This window comes from Candidatus Saccharibacteria bacterium oral taxon 488 (assembly GCA_013100805.1).
Taxonomy (GTDB): domain Bacteria; phylum Patescibacteriota; class Saccharimonadia; order Saccharimonadales; family Saccharimonadaceae; genus Nanosynbacter.
On sequence record CP040000.1, the window covers coordinates 575,338 to 593,064 of the forward strand.

At 50.1% G+C, this 17,727-nt stretch carries 21 protein-coding genes and 3 tRNA genes; 4 read left to right on the forward strand and 20 right to left on the reverse strand.

Annotation, left to right across the window (positions count from 1 at the left end; genetic code table 11):
* Positions 1–19: 19 nt before the first annotated feature.
* Together FBF27_03020 and FBF27_03025 are read right to left on the reverse strand one after the other, a co-directional pair.
* Positions 20–1,333: a hypothetical protein gene (locus tag FBF27_03020; GenBank protein ID QJU09372.1), complete on the reverse strand. Its 1,314-nt coding sequence runs from the start codon at positions 1,331–1,333 to the stop codon at positions 20–22.
* A 180-nt stretch (positions 1,334–1,513) separates the two neighbouring features.
* Positions 1,514–1,951, reverse strand: coding sequence for a GNAT family N-acetyltransferase (locus FBF27_03025; protein QJU09373.1), 438 nt, complete (start codon positions 1,949–1,951; stop codon positions 1,514–1,516).
* Positions 1,952–1,971: 20 nt separating this feature from the next.
* On the opposite strand from FBF27_03025, the gene FBF27_03030 reads away from it, so the two are divergent.
* Entirely contained in the window at positions 1,972–2,811 is an 840-nt protein-coding gene (locus FBF27_03030; GenBank protein QJU09374.1) for a phosphate acetyltransferase, read from the forward strand.
* Positions 2,812–2,919: 108 nt separating this feature from the next.
* On the opposite strand, the gene FBF27_03035 is transcribed toward FBF27_03030, so the two are convergent.
* The 9 genes from FBF27_03035 to FBF27_03075 form a co-directional block, all read right to left on the reverse strand.
* Entirely contained in the window at positions 2,920–3,390 is a 471-nt protein-coding gene (locus tag FBF27_03035) for a hypothetical protein (GenBank protein ID QJU09375.1), read from the reverse strand.
* A gap of 68 nt (positions 3,391–3,458) precedes the next feature.
* Positions 3,459–3,761: a hypothetical protein gene (locus tag FBF27_03040; GenBank protein QJU09376.1), complete on the reverse strand. Its 303-nt coding sequence runs from the start codon at positions 3,759–3,761 to the stop codon at positions 3,459–3,461.
* Positions 3,730–4,269: a non-canonical purine NTP pyrophosphatase gene (locus FBF27_03045; GenBank protein ID QJU09377.1), complete on the reverse strand. Its 540-nt coding sequence runs from the start codon at positions 4,267–4,269 to the stop codon at positions 3,730–3,732. Before FBF27_03045 ends, FBF27_03040 begins: the two co-directional genes overlap by 32 nt.
* A 106-nt stretch (positions 4,270–4,375) precedes the next feature.
* Positions 4,376–4,606 (reverse strand): DUF1653 domain-containing protein, encoded by a 231-nt coding sequence (locus FBF27_03050; protein QJU09657.1) that lies wholly within the window; start codon positions 4,604–4,606, stop codon positions 4,376–4,378.
* A gap of 436 nt (positions 4,607–5,042) precedes the next feature.
* Entirely contained in the window at positions 5,043–5,447 is a 405-nt protein-coding gene (locus tag FBF27_03055; GenBank protein ID QJU09378.1) for a hypothetical protein, read from the reverse strand.
* A 13-nt stretch (positions 5,448–5,460) separates the two neighbouring features.
* On the reverse strand, positions 5,461–7,491 hold the full coding sequence (gene ligA, locus FBF27_03060; protein ID QJU09379.1) for an NAD-dependent DNA ligase LigA: 2,031 nt from the start codon (positions 7,489–7,491) through the stop codon (positions 5,461–5,463).
* Positions 7,472–8,587 carry a hypothetical protein gene (locus FBF27_03065; protein QJU09380.1) on the reverse strand — a complete coding sequence of 372 codons (1,116 nt, stop codon included), beginning with the start codon at positions 8,585–8,587 and terminating at the stop codon, positions 7,472–7,474. The genes ligA and FBF27_03065 overlap by 20 nt, the downstream gene beginning before the upstream one ends.
* Positions 8,588–8,589: 2 nt before the next feature.
* A complete protein-coding gene (locus FBF27_03070) occupies positions 8,590–9,465 on the reverse strand; it encodes a protease (GenBank protein ID QJU09381.1) in 876 nt (291 codons plus the stop codon).
* Between the two features lie 71 nt (positions 9,466–9,536).
* Positions 9,537–10,106, reverse strand: a complete 570-nt coding sequence (locus tag FBF27_03075; protein ID QJU09382.1) for a LemA family protein — start codon at positions 10,104–10,106, stop codon at positions 9,537–9,539.
* Between the two features lie 158 nt (positions 10,107–10,264).
* On the opposite strand from FBF27_03075, the gene FBF27_03080 reads away from it, so the two are divergent.
* From FBF27_03080 to FBF27_03090, 3 genes are read left to right on the forward strand one after another with little or no spacing between them, the layout of a single operon-like run.
* Positions 10,265–10,480: an AbrB/MazE/SpoVT family DNA-binding domain-containing protein gene (locus FBF27_03080; protein ID QJU09383.1), complete on the forward strand. Its 216-nt coding sequence runs from the start codon at positions 10,265–10,267 to the stop codon at positions 10,478–10,480.
* Entirely contained in the window at positions 10,477–11,202 is a 726-nt protein-coding gene (locus FBF27_03085) for an ABC transporter ATP-binding protein (GenBank protein ID QJU09384.1), read from the forward strand. Before FBF27_03080 ends, FBF27_03085 begins: the two co-directional genes overlap by 4 nt.
* Positions 11,199–11,948 carry an ABC transporter permease gene (locus tag FBF27_03090; GenBank protein ID QJU09385.1) on the forward strand — a complete coding sequence of 250 codons (750 nt, stop codon included), beginning with the start codon at positions 11,199–11,201 and terminating at the stop codon, positions 11,946–11,948. Before FBF27_03085 ends, FBF27_03090 begins: the two co-directional genes overlap by 4 nt.
* 78 nt (positions 11,949–12,026) lie before the next feature.
* On the opposite strand, the gene FBF27_03095 is transcribed toward FBF27_03090, so the two are convergent.
* The 9 genes from FBF27_03095 to FBF27_03135 form a co-directional block, all read right to left on the reverse strand.
* A tRNA-Leu gene (locus tag FBF27_03095) sits at positions 12,027–12,112 on the reverse strand.
* Positions 12,113–12,193: 81 nt separating this feature from the next.
* Positions 12,194–12,820, reverse strand: a complete 627-nt coding sequence (locus FBF27_03100; GenBank protein ID QJU09386.1) for an HD domain-containing protein — start codon at positions 12,818–12,820, stop codon at positions 12,194–12,196.
* 58 nt (positions 12,821–12,878) lie between these two features.
* Positions 12,879–12,952 (reverse strand) — tRNA-Cys (locus FBF27_03105).
* A 20-nt stretch (positions 12,953–12,972) separates the two neighbouring features.
* Positions 12,973–14,775, reverse strand: a complete 1,803-nt coding sequence (locus FBF27_03110) for an ABC transporter ATP-binding protein (protein QJU09387.1) — start codon at positions 14,773–14,775, stop codon at positions 12,973–12,975.
* Between the two features lie 25 nt (positions 14,776–14,800).
* Positions 14,801–14,888: transfer RNA gene (locus tag FBF27_03115), tRNA-Leu, on the reverse strand.
* A gap of 24 nt (positions 14,889–14,912) precedes the next feature.
* Complete coding sequence (locus FBF27_03120) at positions 14,913–16,706, reverse strand: peptide ABC transporter substrate-binding protein (GenBank protein QJU09388.1); 1,794 nt, start codon at positions 16,704–16,706, stop codon at positions 14,913–14,915.
* 9 nt (positions 16,707–16,715) lie between these two features.
* Positions 16,716–16,952, reverse strand: coding sequence for a preprotein translocase subunit SecG (secG, locus tag FBF27_03125; protein ID QJU09389.1), 237 nt, complete (start codon positions 16,950–16,952; stop codon positions 16,716–16,718).
* A 9-nt stretch (positions 16,953–16,961) separates the two neighbouring features.
* Positions 16,962–17,333 (reverse strand): phage holin family protein, encoded by a 372-nt coding sequence (locus tag FBF27_03130; protein QJU09390.1) that lies wholly within the window; start codon positions 17,331–17,333, stop codon positions 16,962–16,964.
* Between the two features lie 25 nt (positions 17,334–17,358).
* Entirely contained in the window at positions 17,359–17,727 is a 369-nt protein-coding gene (locus FBF27_03135; GenBank protein ID QJU09391.1) for a prepilin-type N-terminal cleavage/methylation domain-containing protein, read from the reverse strand.

The following is a 17,727-nucleotide window of genomic DNA, read 5'->3' on the forward strand; positions in this document are numbered from 1 at the left end:
TTATACTTTCATTGTATCACTATCCGCGAAAGCGCGAGAAAAATTCATTTTTTCGCTTAATCCAGTCAGGCGACTGGCGCACCAATTTTTTCTCATCCTCGGTGCTGTGTAGGTTAATTTTAATCGCTTCCTCGAGCCAAACACCGCCACTTGAACCTTTGAAGAGAGCCACGCCGCCCGCATGAAGTTTTTCGCGTACAAATCCGCCGGCCATCAGCGCATCACGGCACTCCTTAACCTGACAGCCGCGACGACGTGCTACCGGCGCTAGGTATTGATTAGCCATCTCGCCAACGGTCACTACCCAATCCAGCTCGTCTGGCGAACACTGAGCGCCGAGCTTCGCATGACCGGCCTGCGTATCCTTGCGTAGCCCATTCATATTACCAAACACCACGATACGCTGCGGCACCTCGAGACTGTACAGCGTTTGTAGTGCTGACAATGCCGTCAGCGGCGATGAGCTATAGCTGTCGTCAATCAAAATCGTCTGATCCGCACCGCGAAGTACCTGCATCCGGCCCGGCAGTGAAGATAACTGACTCAAGCCCTTTTCAATCAGTTCCTTTGTCATACCCATCCGCACCCCGGCGAGCATCGCCACGACGGCTGGCCGCAGATTATGCTCACCAAGCAGCGGCAGCGTCACCGCGATGCCATCAGGATATTCCGGGCCGATAATCTTGCCGACATAACCATGCTCCAGCGAGAAATCCTGCTGCTCAAAATAATACTCAGCGACCTCGCTGGTGCCATATGTCGTCATCTGGGGATTTGTCAAAAATGCGGCAAATCGACCGTCAATGTCATCGCGGTTAATGGCCGCAAAGCGAGCATTATTCGCCAATGTGAGCATCTCGCCAGCTACCTCTTCGACGGTATGTTCAACCCGCATGCGGCCAGAGGTGACTGACGTTACAACGGCCATGTCCGGCAAAATAACCTGCTGAAACCATGTATTAAAACCAGGTTGCATTGGGCTGAACTCCTGAACGATAATCTGGGCTTCGGGATGTTCAGCGCGAGCACGCTTTTTGACAGCTCGCATCATCTTGCGGCGGTGCCAAAATCCCCACTTCTCCTCCGGACGATTCTCGGGGTAGCGCACGCCCATGATCTGCAGGAGCGTTTGTAAGTGCGACGTTGGCTCAGCAGCGTGCATGGCGACAGCAAACTGCTGCGATAGCACAGTAGCGATCGCTGTTTTGGCACTCGTTTTACCGGCACTCCCGGTCACTGCGATCAACTTGACATCAGCATGGTCGGCAAAAAATTGCCGGACATAGCGTATCATTTTTTTCTCAAACGACTTCTTGAACATCCCCTTTATCATACCATAAGCGCTGTCAAACGCGCCACTTGACGAATAAAAAAGAGCTGTTACGCGCCCACCCGGGGCAATTTCGTGTGTTTGTTTTGGATGGCAGCATAGGAAACGCCCCTATGCGTACCAGCTCTGACGATATTATGCGCTTTTTTGTTAAAAAGCACAAGGGGTTTGTCTGATATTTATCTACAATTCCTTAGCAAAAGCGTTAGTGCTACGTACGACTGCGCCCTTTTTCAAGTAGAACTGCTGCGCCGCTTCGCGTTCTGGGCGCGATGTAAACTCCAGTTTTTGAGCACCCTGCTCGCAGCCCCAGTCAATGACAGCGTCCCAGAGTCGAGAACCAACACCCTTACCCTGTACATTCGGGTCGGTCACAAAATCGTCGAGGTAGATTTTGCGCCCAGCAGCCGGCCCGAGTAGCAGTGCTGCCGTTGCCATGCCGACAATCTTGCCCGATAGCCGCGCCAATAGCAGCACATGACTTGGCGAGTCAATGATCTGCTGCAACAACTCGGCGTCAGCTGGATGCGGTTTGCTGGTAAGCGCCGCGATAAGGTTGGTGATGTCTGCCACATCAGCTTCGGTAATGTGGGATGCGCGTTCAATTGTCAATTCTTCCATAATTCCATTATACTATACTTATGAATCAGCACATACGAGACTTAGCAAAAACCCTCGCCTTAAATCCGCCGCGGATAGTATTTCCTGAGGGCAATAATCACATCATCCAGCAGGCAGCGCGCGCACTAGAAGAAAGCGGCGCGGTGCAGCCGGTGCTGCTTGATGGAAAAGAGGACGCTATCAGTCGCGGTGCGACGATGCTAACGAGCGGCGAAGCTGACGTTATGGTGGCTGGAATTGACCATCCGACAAAAGACGTGCTGCGAGCTGGACTCAAAATTGTTGGGCTGGCACCTGATATTCGGTATGCATCCAGCTTTTTCGTGATAGACGTCCCACAGTTTCAGGGCGGCGAACGAGGTCTGCTACTCTTTGCCGACTGCGGCATGAACATTCAGCCAAACGCCGAGCAGCTAGCGGCAATTGCTGTGGCCTCGGCGGATAGTGCGGCATCACTTGGCTGGGAGCCGCGCGTGGCTATGTTGTCATACTCAACGAAAGGCAGCGCTGGTGGCGACAGTGTCGAGCTCGTCACCCAGGCACTGCAGCTCGTCAAAACAGAACAGCCCGATATACTCATTGACGGTGAACTGCAATTAGACGCGGCAATCGTCCCGGCTATCGGCCAGAAAAAATCACCGGACAGTCCGGTTGCTGGCAGAGCTAATGTCCTTGTTTTCCCTGATCTTGATTCTGGCAATATCGCTTATAAGCTAGCCGAACACCTGGCTGGCGGCCATGCATACGGGCCGATCTTGCAGGGTTTTGCTCGGCCGATCAGCGATCTATCGCGCGGCTCCAGCGTTGATGATGTGATTGGCGCCACGCTTATTACTGCCAGTATGGCGCGAACTTCATAGAAACTAGCTACTGCGTGATATACCACTGTGCAAATTGATGCCATTGCTGCAGCGTATCAGTCTCAACCGCTAGGCCTTGATCGCGCCGATCAAACACCTCGGACATCGTCAGGCCGTTACTACCATCCATCGTAATAATCTTGTTAACCGACGCACCACTCTTGCCACGCGGCGGAGCGACAAACTTCCCCGGCTGATCAAAGATAAACGTCTGTAGAGTATGCCCGTCGTAATATAAGCAACAATATCATGGAGAATAATCTGCCAATCGTCTTTATCGCGTAGCAGCGCCAAAAAATCCTCGGGCGTCAACCAGTGCGCGATATCCTTCATATAGCCACCCGGAAAGCCGCCGAGCGCGGGCACTTCCCAATTACTATCGTTGACAACAACCGGCTTGCCAGCCCTCTCGTACGCTGCCCGAACCTTAGCCTCGGTAATTTTTAATGGATCACAGTGCTGGATCTCATCAATATCTAGATTAATAATCTCCACCGCTATGTCGTATTGGCTAAGCGTGGCCGTTGCTTCCTCAATTTTACGTGGGTTACCAGTGACGAGATTGATGTGTTTTGTCATGGGGTTTATTATAGCATTTCTTATTTTAGTGTAGCCGTAGCACTGGTTTTGCCATAGGGAATCCTTCGTCAACCAACCTCACTCAGCGCCTTTATAATATCCTCATCCCGTGAGACCGCACGAACGTTTGGTAGTTGTAAAAACCATTTCGGGTTATCATGAACGACGACCACTGGTTTACCAAGCGCTATCGCCATGCCAACTTCGTAGCGTGCGCTCTCCTGGTCGGATTCCCATAGATACACCAAAACATCGGCAGAACGAACAGCCTGAACTTCATCTTCCGGGCCGAAATTTGTCTCGTCATCTTTGTAATTATAGTACCAATTACACGGAATACTATAGCCGGAATCCTCTAGGATTTTTGCCACGCGATTCGCCCTGTCGAGATTTTTGCCAGCTAGATAGATCACTTGCATATATAAATAATAGCATGTATTTATTCAAGTGTGGTGAGAAATTACGGACGGCATCGATTGGCTTAAAGGTGCCAGCATCCTCATCCGGTGTTAATTCGGCGCGTGTTTTACCGCCATAACCATCCGGGCAAAATATTTTATCCCAGCCAAAACCGCCGTTGCCCGCAGGGTGCTTAGCGATGACACCACCAAGTTCAGCGCGAAATAACCTGACCCGCTCGCCGTCGCAGTAGCCAAACACACATGCCGCCACCGCCGATCGATCGTCAAAGCTATCAAGTATCCGACAAAGATTCTCTAAGCCGTTTGGCGCCTCGACAAAAAACTTGATGAACGGGCCCGGCAGTCCACCGAGCGCCATAAACTCAAGCGCCACATCTTCGACCAAAACCGGACATTTGGCGACTATATGCGCCTGGCGAACCTTATGCTCAACAATCTCTTCCCCAAGCTCGTCGATTGAATTTCCGTTAAATCAACTGCCTGGTGTGCCAGCGGCAAGCCCAGCATGCGCGCTAGAGCATCTGCTTTGTGTTGATTGCCGGTGATAAACGTAACCGCCTTCATCACACTTGCTCTCGAGTTTCAGAGTTTACGTTCTCAAATCGCGGCACCGATTGTCCGTCCAGCACTACTGTTTCCATAAACATACTGACGGGGCGGGCGAATAGTTCATATTCATTTTCATAGAGAGGTCGATAGATCACCAAAAGATCTTCCGTCTCAGTTTCCAATGCGAGGCCGATCACCTCGTACAGCTTGCCTGATTTGCTGTGCCGGTATACACCCTTGCTAATCATCGTACGATGGCTCTGCTCTTCGCTATCCACTGTTTCTTCACGATACTTCCCTGGCTGGGCACGCAGTATTTCCACCCATCTACTGTCATCTATAAAATCATTGTATTCAATATAGTGCCGATTATCAAAGCCACCATTATCCTGCTTTTTACGCGCCATTTCTTCTTGAACTTGCTCTATAGAAAAGCCAAAGGCCTGGCGCAGCGCGTCAACGACTTCTTGCAAATCAGCCAGCTCTTTGAGCGATTCATCACGCTGATCATCATCCAGCGGAATCTCATCTGCCTCCTCGTGAACTTTGCGGAGCAACTCGCGGCGAAATTCTTGCTTGTCTAATGTCCGGTACTCCGTATGCAAAAATTCTGGATCATCCAGGCACTTTTTTACCACTTTATCGCGAACTAATTTTTGTAAGTAAAATCGGATCATCTAGTTACCTCTGTTGGGTTAATGTTTCAACGCCATCTTCATAAACCAATTTGCCAATCTCAACTTCGTAAATATGCTTATCATCACGAAACGCAAAAAATCGGACGGTTTTATGTTGCTGCCAGGCTTGGATTACTTCCGCCCGTACACCATCAGCGATGTCGCCAAACACCCACAGCTCATCAGCGCGCGCCACCAGCGTATTATTGGCGCGCCGCACCGTGTCACGCTCCACCGCGTCGAGTAAAAAATAGTCAAAACTGGTAAACGGATTGATTGGTACAACGCCTTGTTCGAGTGCAAATTTCGTTACGAAAAATCTCATGTAAAAATATTTCTTGGACATCGCCGTAAACACAACCGTGTCGGCGGGTTTGATGGCGAGGGCGCGATGTGATTGCTGATTCATGATTATTACCTCCTTATTGTATAATCTCTAACAATGTTTGTTCGTCAATAATTTTCGTGCCGTATTGTTCGGCTTTCTTCAATTTACTGGCGCCGACTTTACCGCCCGCTACCAAATATGTTGTATCTTTTGCAACAGCGGTTTGGAAGGTGCCGCCCAGATTACGGATTTTTTCAGCAGCAACGTCGCGGCCCATCGATTGCAAGGTGCCGGTGATGACGAAACTTTGACCAGCCAGACGGTCGGATTTTTGGCTAAACTGCGGCGCCACGCCCAAGGCAGCAAATTTTTCGAGCAGCGCCACATTATCTTCATCAGCGAACCACGCCACGATCGACTCGGCAACAATTTCGCCCACGCCATCCACTTCGCGCAACTCATCAATCGTCGCCGTCATTATCTTTTCGATACTCTCAAACTTATTTGCGAGATCAATCGCCGTCTGCGCGCCGACATGGCGAATACCGAGTCCAAACAAGAATCGCTCCAGGGCTGGCTGTTTCTTAGCAGCAATGGCATCAATGAGCTTTTGCGCGGAAATCTCAGCAAAACGCTCTAACTGCAGCAAATCATCTTTCGTCAACCGGTAAATATCTGCCAAATCATTGACCAACTTAGCCTCGACCAGCGCCTCGACATTTTTCTCGCCCAGCGTATCGATGTCCAGCGCGCCTTTGGAGGCAAAATGTGCCAGGGACCGCTTCAAAATCAGCGGGCCGCTCAAACCTTTAACGCGGTACACCGCCTCGCCTGCTGGCCGTACAAATTCTAGCTCTGGATATTGGCGCGCCAATTCTGCCGAATAATCAATCGGCTTAGCATCTGCCGGTCGCAATTCTTTTAGCACGGTTTGTACCTGCGGGATGATGTCGCCGGCCTTGAAAATAACCACCGTGTCACCGCGGCGCACATCCAGCCGGGCAATTTCGTCGGCGTTATGCAGGCTAGCATGCTGCACCGTCGTACCGGCCACCACCACCGGGTCAAATACCGCCACTGGCGTGGCCGCACCAGTTCGACCAATGGAAATGACGATATCGCGGACAATGGTCGTGGCTTCTTCGGCAGCAAATTTATACGCCACTGCCGCTCGTGGTGTCTTGCCAACGATGCCGAGCTCGGCAAACTGTCGCCGGTCGTTGAGCTTGATGACCGCTCCGTCGGTGTTAAACTGCAGCGACTGACGCAGCTCATCCAGATGATCAACATAGCTCATCACTTCGTCCAAGCCATAGACAATTTGCGTCTGCCGACTCGTGGTGATGCCCAACTCGTTCATCATCTGATAGCCAAATGCAATCGTCGGCGTGTCCTCGAGGTTGTCACGAATAATGTCATAGCCGACAAAATGGAGCGGACGCTCTGCCACCAGTTTTGGATCAAGCTGGCGAATCGTCCCTGCAGCTAGGTTACGCGGATTCGCAAATTCTGGCTGACCGGCCGCTCGCCGACGCTGATTTAATGCTGCAAAGTCGGCCTTGTGCATCACAATTTCACCACGAATCTCCGTCCGACCGCGCAAAAAATGAGCAAATCGCTGGTTAGCGCGCAGGATTAGCGGCACATTCTGAATCGTCCGCACATTCATGGTCACATCTTCACCAACTAGTCCGTCGCCACGCGTCACGGCCCGCGTCAGCACACCGTCCTCATAAATTAGCGCGCAGGCCAGGCCATCCATCTTGATATCACACAAAAATTCTTCAGTGATGTCACTACGCACTTTGTGCATACGCTCTATCCACGCCGCAACTTCCGCCCGGTCAAATACGTCCTGCAGCGAAATCATTCGCGTTTGATGCTGAACCTTAGCGAATTTACTGAGCGCTTTTCCGGCCACCCGCTGGGTTGGGCTGTCTGGTGTAACGAGTTCAGGAAACTGCTCTTCTAGTTGCGACAGTTCATGTTTCAGGCTATCAGCCGCCGCCTCGCTCATGATCGATTCGTCGAGCACATGATAGTGATAGCGATAATCATTGATCAGATCTCGCAGTTTGACAATTCGTTGCTCGGCCGCCTGCCTATCAAGCTGGCGCACTGTCATCAGCGACGACCTTTCGGTAGAATAGATAGATGTAGCACGCCGAGGCAACAATCGAGAACGCCACCAACATCAACGCCACGAGCGGCACCAGCGGCAACCAGTTCAACGCCGGTATCACCGTTTTGAGTGCGCCATCAATCGTAATAACCGGAATAAGCACCGCCGCCCAAACCACGGCGAGCACCACCAGTAGCCACATCAATCGCAGCAAGATCCGCATCCGCCGCCCTAGTACAACGTCTGAAGCCAGTCGCGCTGCTTCTAGTGGATACATCCCCGGTAGGGTAATAATTACCATAGCGAACAACGTACTCGTCAGCCAATATATCGACAAGGTGACGATTAATATGGTGGCGCCGGCCGCCAACATCAACACCACCGTCTGCTGCAACATGCCTGACGTGTCCGCCGCTCCATAAATAATGACCGCTATCGCTGCTGGTAATAATTGAATGAGCGCGATAAACACTAGGACCGACAGGGCGATGACCGGCGCGCCCGCATTATACAGCCCATCGCGAATCTTTGGACGCTTACCGACAATTACGCCGCGAACCAGCCAAATTGTCGTCAGCCATATATACAGCCCGATCAGCGCGCCAATAACCTGCTGCGATGATGCTACGCCACCCGTCGAACCACCGAGCTGATTGGTAACCACGCCAGCAAATAGCATCAATGTCGGCACAATAGTACCCAGGGCACCCCCCTGATTCGTTCCATTGATCGTATCCTTTAGCTGCTGATACGTGTCTTGCGAAATCAACCCCGACAGCAACACACCCAGCACCGCGTATATCGCCGTCAACCCAACGAAGATCCGCCAGTGCTTTCGCATCAGTTGCCATGCTTGTTTGGTCAGCGCAAAGTAGCCTGGCAGTTTGAGCGAACGACGATAGTCACGTCGCTTGGTCACTCGAAAACTACGGTGCGGCCGACGGCGGAGAAAGGCTTGGCGGCGCTGCGTTAGTCGCTGCCAAGCCTTATTAAGCCGCTCTTTTAACGATACTTTTTTCTTTGTCGCGGCGCGACTATCCGCTTTTGAAGTTGCTCGTTTACGCCGCGTGGTGTGTTGTTTTTTAGTTGGCTTCGTCATGATTACATCTTCGTTGCATTACTTCGCAGACGTGCGATTCGATCTTCTAGCGGCGGATGGGTGCTAAATAACTTTGAGAAAAAGCCAGGGCGCAGCGGATTATTCATAAACAAGTTTGCTGTTGAGGTACTCTGCTTGCGCATTGGCCGACCATAACTTTGTAACTTTTCCAGTGCCATCGCCAGCCCCTCCGAGTCGCGAGTTAATAGCGCGCCCGAGGCATCCGCGAGATACTCGCGCTGGCGGCTGACTGCCAGTTGCGTAATTGTTGCTAAAATCGGTGCCAAGATTACTACTATAATACCCACGATGTAGACAACCGGACTAGTATCCCCGTCATCATCATCGCCATAAATCATCATCCGGAGTGCGATATCAGCAAGCAACCCGATAGCGCTCACCAACCCAAAGGCAATCATACTAACGCGAATATCGTAGTTGCGCACATGGCTCATCTCGTGCGCCATCACCGCTTCCAGCTCGCGCTTGTCCATAATTTCCAACAGCCCAGTAGTCGCACCGACGATAGCGTGCTTTGGATCGCGGCCCGTCGCAAACGCGTTCGGCGCTGGATCGTCAATAATGTAGACTTTTGGCATCGGCATACCGGAAGCAATCGCGAGGTTTTCTACTACTCGCCACAGCTCCGGCGCATCCTTCTTTTCAATCTGCTGCGCACCGCTCATCGCCATGGCCAATTTACCAGCAATATAATATTGTAACCACGCATAAAGCAGCGCACAACCGACAATGATCAACGACAATGAATAGTTCTGTAGATACATACCGACCAGCACACCGATCACGCCGATGATCGCCACAAACACTGCCATGATCAGCACGGTGTTTCGCTTATTATGAGAAATTGCACTATACATGTAGTTATTATACCAAAAACCGCCCGCCGAAAACAGGCGAGCGGCTTAGTTCAGGCAAAGATTATCCTACCTTAGAATTTCACCTCGACTGGATTCTCAACACTTGCTCGATCAGCAACCTCAAAGAACTCCTTGGCCTGGAAGCCGAACATACCAGCAACCATGTTAGCTGGGAACCTTTGAATCCTTGTGTTCAGATCGCGGACGCCGCCATTGTAGAAGCGACGTGAAGCCTGGATCTTGTCTTCGGTATCGACCAGTTCTTGCTGCAGTTGTAAGAAGTTCTCATTAGCCTTCAGTTCCGGATACGCCTCAGCGACAGCGAACAGACTCTTTAGGGCGCCCTCTAACATATTCTCCGCCTGAGCCGTATCGGCCACGCCTTTGGCACCCATAATGGCCGATCGCGCTTCAGTAACCTTTTCAAATACTTCTTTCTCGTGCGTGGCGTAGCCCTTGACTGAGTTAACCAGGTTTGGAATCAAGTCAGTCCGGCGTTTGAGCTGGACAGTGATATCACTCCATGCTTCCTCGACGCGGTTACGCAGCGTCACCAGTCCGTTGTACGTACCGATCAAAAACGCCACGATCAGAACGATAACGACACCAACGATAATTAAGGTTATTATTACTGCATCCATGTTCTATTCTCCTTATGGTTAGTACCTTATACACATGATTATACCATACATACGAGTCGTATAGTGGCAAAATCATGCCAACTCATTGTTGACACGCAGCTCATCATAGTCGTATACTTATTCATATAAATCATATTTATATGAAAGAAAGGAATTATATGACAAAACCAAAGAGTAGACATGCTTGGACAGTCAAGGTTGGCGAACGCGGGCAAATTGTGATACCCAAAGAGGCACGAGATATTTTTAATATCAAGCCTGGCGATACACTTATCATGCTCGGCGACAAGCAGCAAGGAATTGCTATTCCGACTAAGAATAAAGTCATTGATACAATCACCGCCGTGCTCAATGATACGGAGATGAAATCATGAATGCAATCACTGCGACCAACTTAACAAAACGCTACGGTGACTTTGTCGCAGTCGACAGCCTTAATCTATCAATTGAAAAGGGTGAGTTATTTTCACTACTTGGTGTCAATGGTGCGGGTAAGACGACATTGATTAAAATGTTATCTTGCTTAAGCCAACCAACACAAGGTGATGCTATTTTACTCGGCAATAGTATTACCGAAAAACCTCAGGCGGTCAAACAGATGATCAACGTTTCACCACAAGAAACTGCTGTAGCTGGTAATTTATCAGTCCGCGAGAATCTCGAACTGATCGCTGGACTCTACGGACAATCTGCTCATAACGCCAGTGAGAGCGCCTCGCGTATGGCAAGCCAATTCAAACTCGAAACTGTCGAACATAAAAAAGCTAAGCATTTGTCTGGCGGCATGCAGCGACGCCTGTCGATCGCCATGGCACTCATCTCAAATCCAAAAATATTATTCATTGACGAACCAACGCTAGGTCTTGATATTTTTTCGCGCCGTGAGTTATGGGAGGCGATCCAGTTGCTCAAAGGTACAGTGACGACGCTGTTGACAACTCACTATCTCGAGGAAATTGAAGCATTGTCTGATCGTGTCGGCGTTATGGCGCGCGGCAAGCTCGTGGCAATCGGTACAGTAGCAGAACTGCAAAAACAAACTAATACACGCACCCTTGAGGATGCGTTTGTCGCACTTGTAGGAGATATTCGATGAGAGCTTTACTATTTGCTAAACGCTGTACAAAAGAAGTTGTACGCGATCCGATCAATCTATTCTTTGGATTAGTCTTTCCACTCGTTTTGCTTGGACTGCTCTCTATTATAAATGCCAGCATTCCCGCCGAAGCCAATAATACTATGTTTGCCATCAAAAATTTGGCACCAGGTATCGCAATGTTCGGTACGGCATTCCTAGCACTATTCTCAGGTATGCTCCTAGCAAAAGACCGAACTTCATCATTCCTGATGCGTCTGTTTACCTCGCCTATGACAGCCCGAGATTTTATCATTGGATACACAATTCCGATGATTATCATTGCTACCATGCAGGCAGTGATTACCCTCGTTATCGCCTGCTTTATCGGGCTCGACTTTTCAGTGCATATTATTGGGGCAATCGTTATTACAACGGTAACGTCGCTTCTATTTGTTGGATGTGGGTTATTCTTCGGCAGTCTCATTAACGAGCGAGCAGTTGGCGGTATATGTGGCGCCCTGCTCACCAATGTCGCTGGCTGGCTGTCGGGCGTATTTGTCCCGGTTGATCTCATCGGCGGTGGCTTTAAAATGGTTGCGGAAGCACTGCCATTTTACCACAGTGTTGCTGCCATTAAAGGTAGCATCGAGGGAAATTGGCAAGTCATCACACCACATCTACTGATTGTTTTGTGTTATACCACCGTTATCTTTACACTCGCCATCTATATCTTTCGGCGAAAGATGACCGGACGAAACACTTAATTTATCTGGATCTGGCGCCCTAGAATTCAACTATCCATAACGAAAGCCGCCCTTTATCGGCGGCTTTTGTAACAATTGTGGTGCGCGAGGCGGGAATCGAACCCGCACGACTTTTGGTCAAGGGATTTTAAGTCCCTCGCGTCTACCAATTCCGCCACTCGCGCGTATTTACCATTATTCATGACGTCAAGCCCCCTGCAACATAATTTTAAATATTATGTAGCTAGCACCCGCGTCTACAACAATTATACTACATTTTCTGGATCATAAAAATGATCTAGCCGAGCATCTAGCAGCGCCCGCACCTCATCATAATATCGACCAACAACAGGATGTCTCTGGACCTTTTCGCGATGCGGTATCATATGATACTGGTACGCTTCACGAGTTGTGCGACAATGATGAGCATACTCACCTCCATCAAGATAGTCATAGGCAACCGGCATAAATTTATCAAGCGCATAGACGAAACATGCTTCTTCGCTAGAAAAAGATTCGTATTCCTTAATCGTTTCAGCGATCCATGGCATATATGAGAAATCTGATTGAATACGCTCCAACGCTGCTGCCTCACGAATTTTTCGCTCAGATGAATTTGCCGCCTGGCTATCCATTGCCGATACATCACCCGAATAGACCTCTACAACATCATAAACAATGGCAAATTGGGCAACTTTACCAATATCTAATTTCGGATTAATCTGCGGAGCGAGCGCACACGCTAACAATGCTAAAGCCCAGGAATGTTCCGCATCATTTTCCCTAAGTGGTGATCGTTTTGGCGGCACAATGTCACGATGAATATAATACATCGGCACGATTAATGAACTAATTAGCTGGAGTATATGCTGAATATCTGGAGGTCGTTTCATGGAATTACTCAATTACTTAAACAAAAAGTCCCATAACGAAGACCGTTGTATTATCCCCTGGAGGCACGTACGAGAGTCGAACTCGTCTAAAAGGTTTTGCAGACCTCTGCGTAACCGCTCCGCCAACGCGCCGCTTCATTCATTATACCAAACTATAATTGTTCTTTGAACATTTCATAGAACTCACCGCGTTTGGCGATCAGCTCGCTACATGATCCTTGCTCGACAATTCGGCCAGCCCTCATAAAGTAAATCACGTCAGCCTTTTTCACCGTGCTCAGACGATGGCTGATGGCGATGATGGTTTTGTCTTTTTGCTTAAACAAGTGGCGGAAAATTCGTGCTTCAGCTGCCGCATCAACGGCACTGGTTGGCTCGTCCAAAATAACGATCGGTGCATCACGGTAAAAATTACGCGCCAACGCCAGCCGCTGCCATTGCCCACCCGACAAATCCACGCCCTTGTCATCACTATCATCCGTCATCCATTTGTCAACATAGCTATCCCCGCCCTTTGGCAATTTCTTCACGAAATCATCAGCTTCCGCCTGCTTAAGCGCAGCCGCCAGCCTCTCTCGGTCTGGCTCACGAGAAACATCGCCATACCACACATTTTCATGAGCCGTCGCAAAATCATAGCGAATAAAACTCTGACTCAGTACAGCTAGTTGTCGGTGCCAATCGGCCGTATTCACCTCGCTAAGATTCCGCCCGTCAATCAAAACATCGCCGCCAGTCGGCTGATACAACCCCGTCAATAATTTCACTAGCGTGGTTTTACCCGCACCATTCTCACCGACAATCGCCACGTGCTGACCGCGCTTAATCTCCAGCGACAGACCTTTGAATACCAGAATTTCGCTGCCCGGATAGTGGAACGTGACGTTGCTCACCGTAATTGATTTATCCATGCTAAGCGGCAGACTTGGCCTGGTGCTTGCTAGCGGCAACTTCATAAACCGCTGATAGTCGACCATATTTGCCACTTCCTCGTCGATAGAATTATACGTTGAAATCAAGCTATCGACGCTGCCGAGTACTCGACTCACCATTTGTTGCACCAACACGAACTGGCCGATCGGCTGACGATGAGCGATAATTTCTAGCGTCACCCACACCAGCGCCGCTACTTCTGCAGCCGCCTGCAGCGCCTCGCCGCCGAATCGCTTGGCCATAAAGCTGCGCTCATATTTAATCATCTGCAACTGATCTTTATCGCGCAAGGCGGCCCGCTCCGTCAATAAATGCTTGATAAGACCGTACAATCGTAGCTCGGCGACGTTCTCTGGCCTACTCACCGCATACTCAATCCACCACATGCGCCGCCTGACATTGGTATTTTTGCGCCAATAGCTTGATGTCAAACGAGATAGGCGGAACTGGACAATGCCGCTAGGGATGATGGCCATGACAAGCAGCAGCCCTAGCCACCAACCAACTGACGAGATAATCCATAGCCCAACCACCAGCGAAACAATATTCGTCACGATGCTAGTCAGCCGCGAAAACAGATATGAAAATGAACCAGCAAACCGCCTCGCTCGATCAAACGTATCAATCGTCGCCGGATCATCATAGCGCCAGAAATCCAGCCCGTGAAGCCGCACATACATCTGGTCATTAATGCTCAATTCTAGCTGGTAGCGCATTAATTGCTCAAAATATGCCTGCACAATTCCCCAAAAGCTCATGACTACGCCAAGCACCACCGTAATGATTACATACACAAACAGCTGTCGTGAATCGCCGCCGCCAGTATACGCCTCGGTCAGTGCAGTCGTTGTCAGCGCCGCAAAATACGTCGTCGCAAGCGGCAACGACGCTGTCAATACCGCGCCAACCGCCTGAATGAAAATAGCACGCGGCGATGTTCGCCAAATCGTCACCAGAACATCAACCAGCGTTTTAGCGATCTGGCGAGCTTGGGGCCTATCAGTTTCTGACGAATCTGGCATGGTAAAAAATTACAATAATTCCGTCTGGTGCGAGCGAGAAGACTTGAACTTCCACGAGCGTAATGCTCACTAGCCCCTCAAGCTAGCGCGTCTACCAATTCCGCCACGCCCGCATGACCACTTACCATTATACCTGATTACGGTGTTTTGTAAACGGATTCGCGGCGAACTGTCCAGTAGATCACGTCGGCAAACCGATCGGTGGGATATACCAACCGCATTGACTTATCAAGCGCCGACACGGAACGCAAGTGAATGTAATCCAGTTGCACTTGATATAGTGCGAGGGCCGGCACATCGGACTGCCAATGCTTGGTAAACGCTTGGTATTTGCTAACCCGTTGCTTGGCGCTTTGTTTGGTGCGACCAGCCGCGAGGGCATCGTCAGCCACCGCGCTGTTATAGTTAGCAAAATTGAGGCCGCCTTGATTGGCCTGTGACGAATGCCAGTAGGCAAAGACATCAGCGTCACCGCCCAGCACCAACTCATACAACAGTACATCAAAGCCACGCGGCCGCAGAACAGACTGCAAAACGTTTTGCGAGGCATCATTTGGATCAACTACCCGCAAGTCAACGGTGATATGCAGCGTTTCCTGCCAAGCTTTTACGAGTTCACGCGCAATAGTTTCAAAATCAGAGCCCTTGAGCGTCACGAACGACAATTGCAAAACCTGCTCGCCCTTTTTACGCTGATTACCGACCTCCTTCCATCCTTCTTCGTCCAGTAATTTTTTCGCTGCTTCCGTGTCATACGGCAAACGACCGGCCAGTTGCCCATCCACTTGGTCGTCAAAAATTGGGCCGTGCAGTGGCTTCCTCGCAAAGGCAAACTTATCACGCAGTGCTTGGGTATTAATCGACTGGACCAGCGCTTGTCGAACTTTGCGCGAACTCACCACTTCGCTCTGGGTGTTAAATAATGCGTAGACGCCATCGTTAATAGCGTACGACCGCGAGGCATACATGTGACGGATCTGGTCTGACTGAGCCATGTATGACAACTCCGGTGTAGCCATAATTTCACTCGTCTTGAGACCTTTGGTTATCTCGTCCCGCGTCGGATATACATACAGCTGAAAGCGATCCAGCTTTGGCGCGCCATGATGATACTGCGAGTTCGCCACCAGATGAAGCACTTTTTTCGACCCATCAGCATTGGCATTCTGTAGAATCCGCATAGCAAACGGCCCAGAGGTTACGGGCGACTTGCCATAACCATGCTCACGTAGCTCGGCCGGATTAACTTCACTGAGGCTGTGCTGAGGCAAAATCGGAAAGGTGAGGGCGTGCATGAATGGTGCGTACGGGGCTGGCAGGGTAAATTGTACTGTCCGCTCGTCAACCTGCTTGACGTTGATCGACTGCCAACCAGTAATTGACGATTGTGTCCGTGCATCCTTGAGTAGATTAACAGTAAACACCACGTCGCGAGCATCCAGTGGCGCTCCGTCTGACCACTTGAGATTACGGCGCAATTTGACCGTGTACTCAGTCTCGGCCTCATTGACTGTGACCGACTCGGCGAGGTCCCCTTTGATGTGTCCGGTCGTATCATAATTATAAAGACTCGCAAACATCAGCCGGGCCGCTGATTTTTCGGCACTACTACGGGCAAAAATTGGATTAAGCGTCTCTAGCGGCCCCAGCACACCCTCTGAATACGACCCACCCCTGGCTGGTGCGTTATGAGCGTACAACTCACGAAATGACAGCCACTGCACCATGCTGATGGTAATTAATAGAATAACCAGAAAGATCCACCCCAGGACATGGCGCTTGACTCCAGCCAAATGTTCGAGGCGCGAAGAGATAAACATATGCGTGTGACGCAAGGTCGTTTTAGTCAGTTTTTGCGCTTGCCCATCAAGATCTTTTGTTGCGAAGTCCAGTCGCAGAAATTTTTTCCAAGATGATTTTTTTGTGTCCAAGGCGCGCTCCTAGCCCTTCAGACTCGGCAACACCAAACTCGCCAAGATCGACAGCACGAACACAGCAGCAAACACAATAGTCACATCAAACAAGTTCTTGTCAAAACCTCGCCGCGTGGTGAACAGTTCGCCCGACGAGCCAAAGCCTGCACCGAGGCTCGCGCCACGCTGCTGCAACAATATGGCAATGATCATCAAAACGGCTGATCCTAATGTGACATACGGCAAAATAGTATCAAGTGACATGCTTTCTCCTTATTCTGGCGCCGGCTTGATAACGAAGGCGCTACTTACTATATAGTTTACCAGACTGAGTATGATTCCGGCAAGAATTGACGAGCCAAAACTCATGGATAATCCCGGCGCCAGTGCCAATGATATATAAACCATGATGCCATTAACCACCAGCGTAAATAAGCCGAGCGTCAGTAAGATCGCCGGTAGCGACAAAATGACAACGATCGGTTTTAAGATAGAGTTGACGATTGAAAAGATTAAACCAGCGAGGACAAACGTTGCCGTCGTCTCGACCACTGGCTCACTCGTCCCGAGAAGCCGCACCGCTACCCAGATGCCAACAGAATTAAGTATCCACCTGACAAAAAATATTGCAAATTGTCGTCTCATGACTACATTTCATTATATCATAACGCTAACAGGCGCCGTCGACTACCTTGCGCTCAGTGCTCTTGATGTGCAGCTGGAGCTGCTGGCGACTACTCGTCCCCTCAATGCAGATCGCGGCCGGCGTCGAACCAGACGGCGGGATTGTCCGTACAGTGATTACGATGTCTGGCGAGCCACTCTTGAACGACTGCGGCAATGTCGTTGGATATGACCCTTTGAAGTTTTTTTCCTGCTCCGCCGCTGATAGCGCATTCTGTAGATCTGACGTTATGGCTTTACGCACCGTCTCTTTGCGCCACCCGTTATAACTGACGAGACCGATACCCGCCAAGATGCCGATAACCACAACGACAATTAGTATTTCTATGACGGTAAATCCATACTTGCGACTCAT

Excerpts from the sequence above, each read along its gene's own strand:
- FBF27_03135 (QJU09391.1), bottom strand. The coding sequence starts at position 17,727 with ATGAGTCGCAAGTATGGATTTACCGTCATAGAAATACTAATTGTCGTT.
- FBF27_03070 (QJU09381.1), bottom strand. The coding sequence starts at position 9,465 with ATGTATAGTGCAATTTCTCATAATAAGCGAAACACCGTGCTGATCATG.
- FBF27_03020 (QJU09372.1), bottom strand. The coding sequence starts at position 1,333 with ATGATAAAGGGGATGTTCAAGAAGTCGTTTGAGAAAAAAATGATACGC.
- FBF27_03090 (QJU09385.1), top strand. The coding sequence starts at position 11,199 with ATGAGAGCTTTACTATTTGCTAAACGCTGTACAAAAGAAGTTGTACGC.
- FBF27_03065 (QJU09380.1), bottom strand. The coding sequence starts at position 8,587 with ATGACGAAGCCAACTAAAAAACAACACACCACGCGGCGTAAACGAGCA.
- FBF27_03110 (QJU09387.1), bottom strand. The coding sequence starts at position 14,775 with ATGCCAGATTCGTCAGAAACTGATAGGCCCCAAGCTCGCCAGATCGCT.
- FBF27_03035 (QJU09375.1), bottom strand. The coding sequence starts at position 3,390 with ATGACAAAACACATCAATCTCGTCACTGGTAACCCACGTAAAATTGAG.
- FBF27_03030 (QJU09374.1), top strand. The coding sequence starts at position 1,972 with ATGAATCAGCACATACGAGACTTAGCAAAAACCCTCGCCTTAAATCCG.
- secG (QJU09389.1), bottom strand. The coding sequence starts at position 16,952 with ATGTCACTTGATACTATTTTGCCGTATGTCACATTAGGATCAGCCGTT.
- FBF27_03100 (QJU09386.1), bottom strand. The coding sequence starts at position 12,820 with ATGAAACGACCTCCAGATATTCAGCATATACTCCAGCTAATTAGTTCA.
- FBF27_03025 (QJU09373.1), bottom strand. The coding sequence starts at position 1,951 with ATGGAAGAATTGACAATTGAACGCGCATCCCACATTACCGAAGCTGAT.
- FBF27_03080 (QJU09383.1), top strand. The coding sequence starts at position 10,265 with ATGACAAAACCAAAGAGTAGACATGCTTGGACAGTCAAGGTTGGCGAA.
- FBF27_03075 (QJU09382.1), bottom strand. The coding sequence starts at position 10,106 with ATGGATGCAGTAATAATAACCTTAATTATCGTTGGTGTCGTTATCGTT.
- FBF27_03055 (QJU09378.1), bottom strand. The coding sequence starts at position 5,447 with ATGAATCAGCAATCACATCGCGCCCTCGCCATCAAACCCGCCGACACG.
- FBF27_03130 (QJU09390.1), bottom strand. The coding sequence starts at position 17,333 with ATGAGACGACAATTTGCAATATTTTTTGTCAGGTGGATACTTAATTCT.
- FBF27_03085 (QJU09384.1), top strand. The coding sequence starts at position 10,477 with ATGAATGCAATCACTGCGACCAACTTAACAAAACGCTACGGTGACTTT.
- ligA (QJU09379.1), bottom strand. The coding sequence starts at position 7,491 with ATGACAGTGCGCCAGCTTGATAGGCAGGCGGCCGAGCAACGAATTGTC.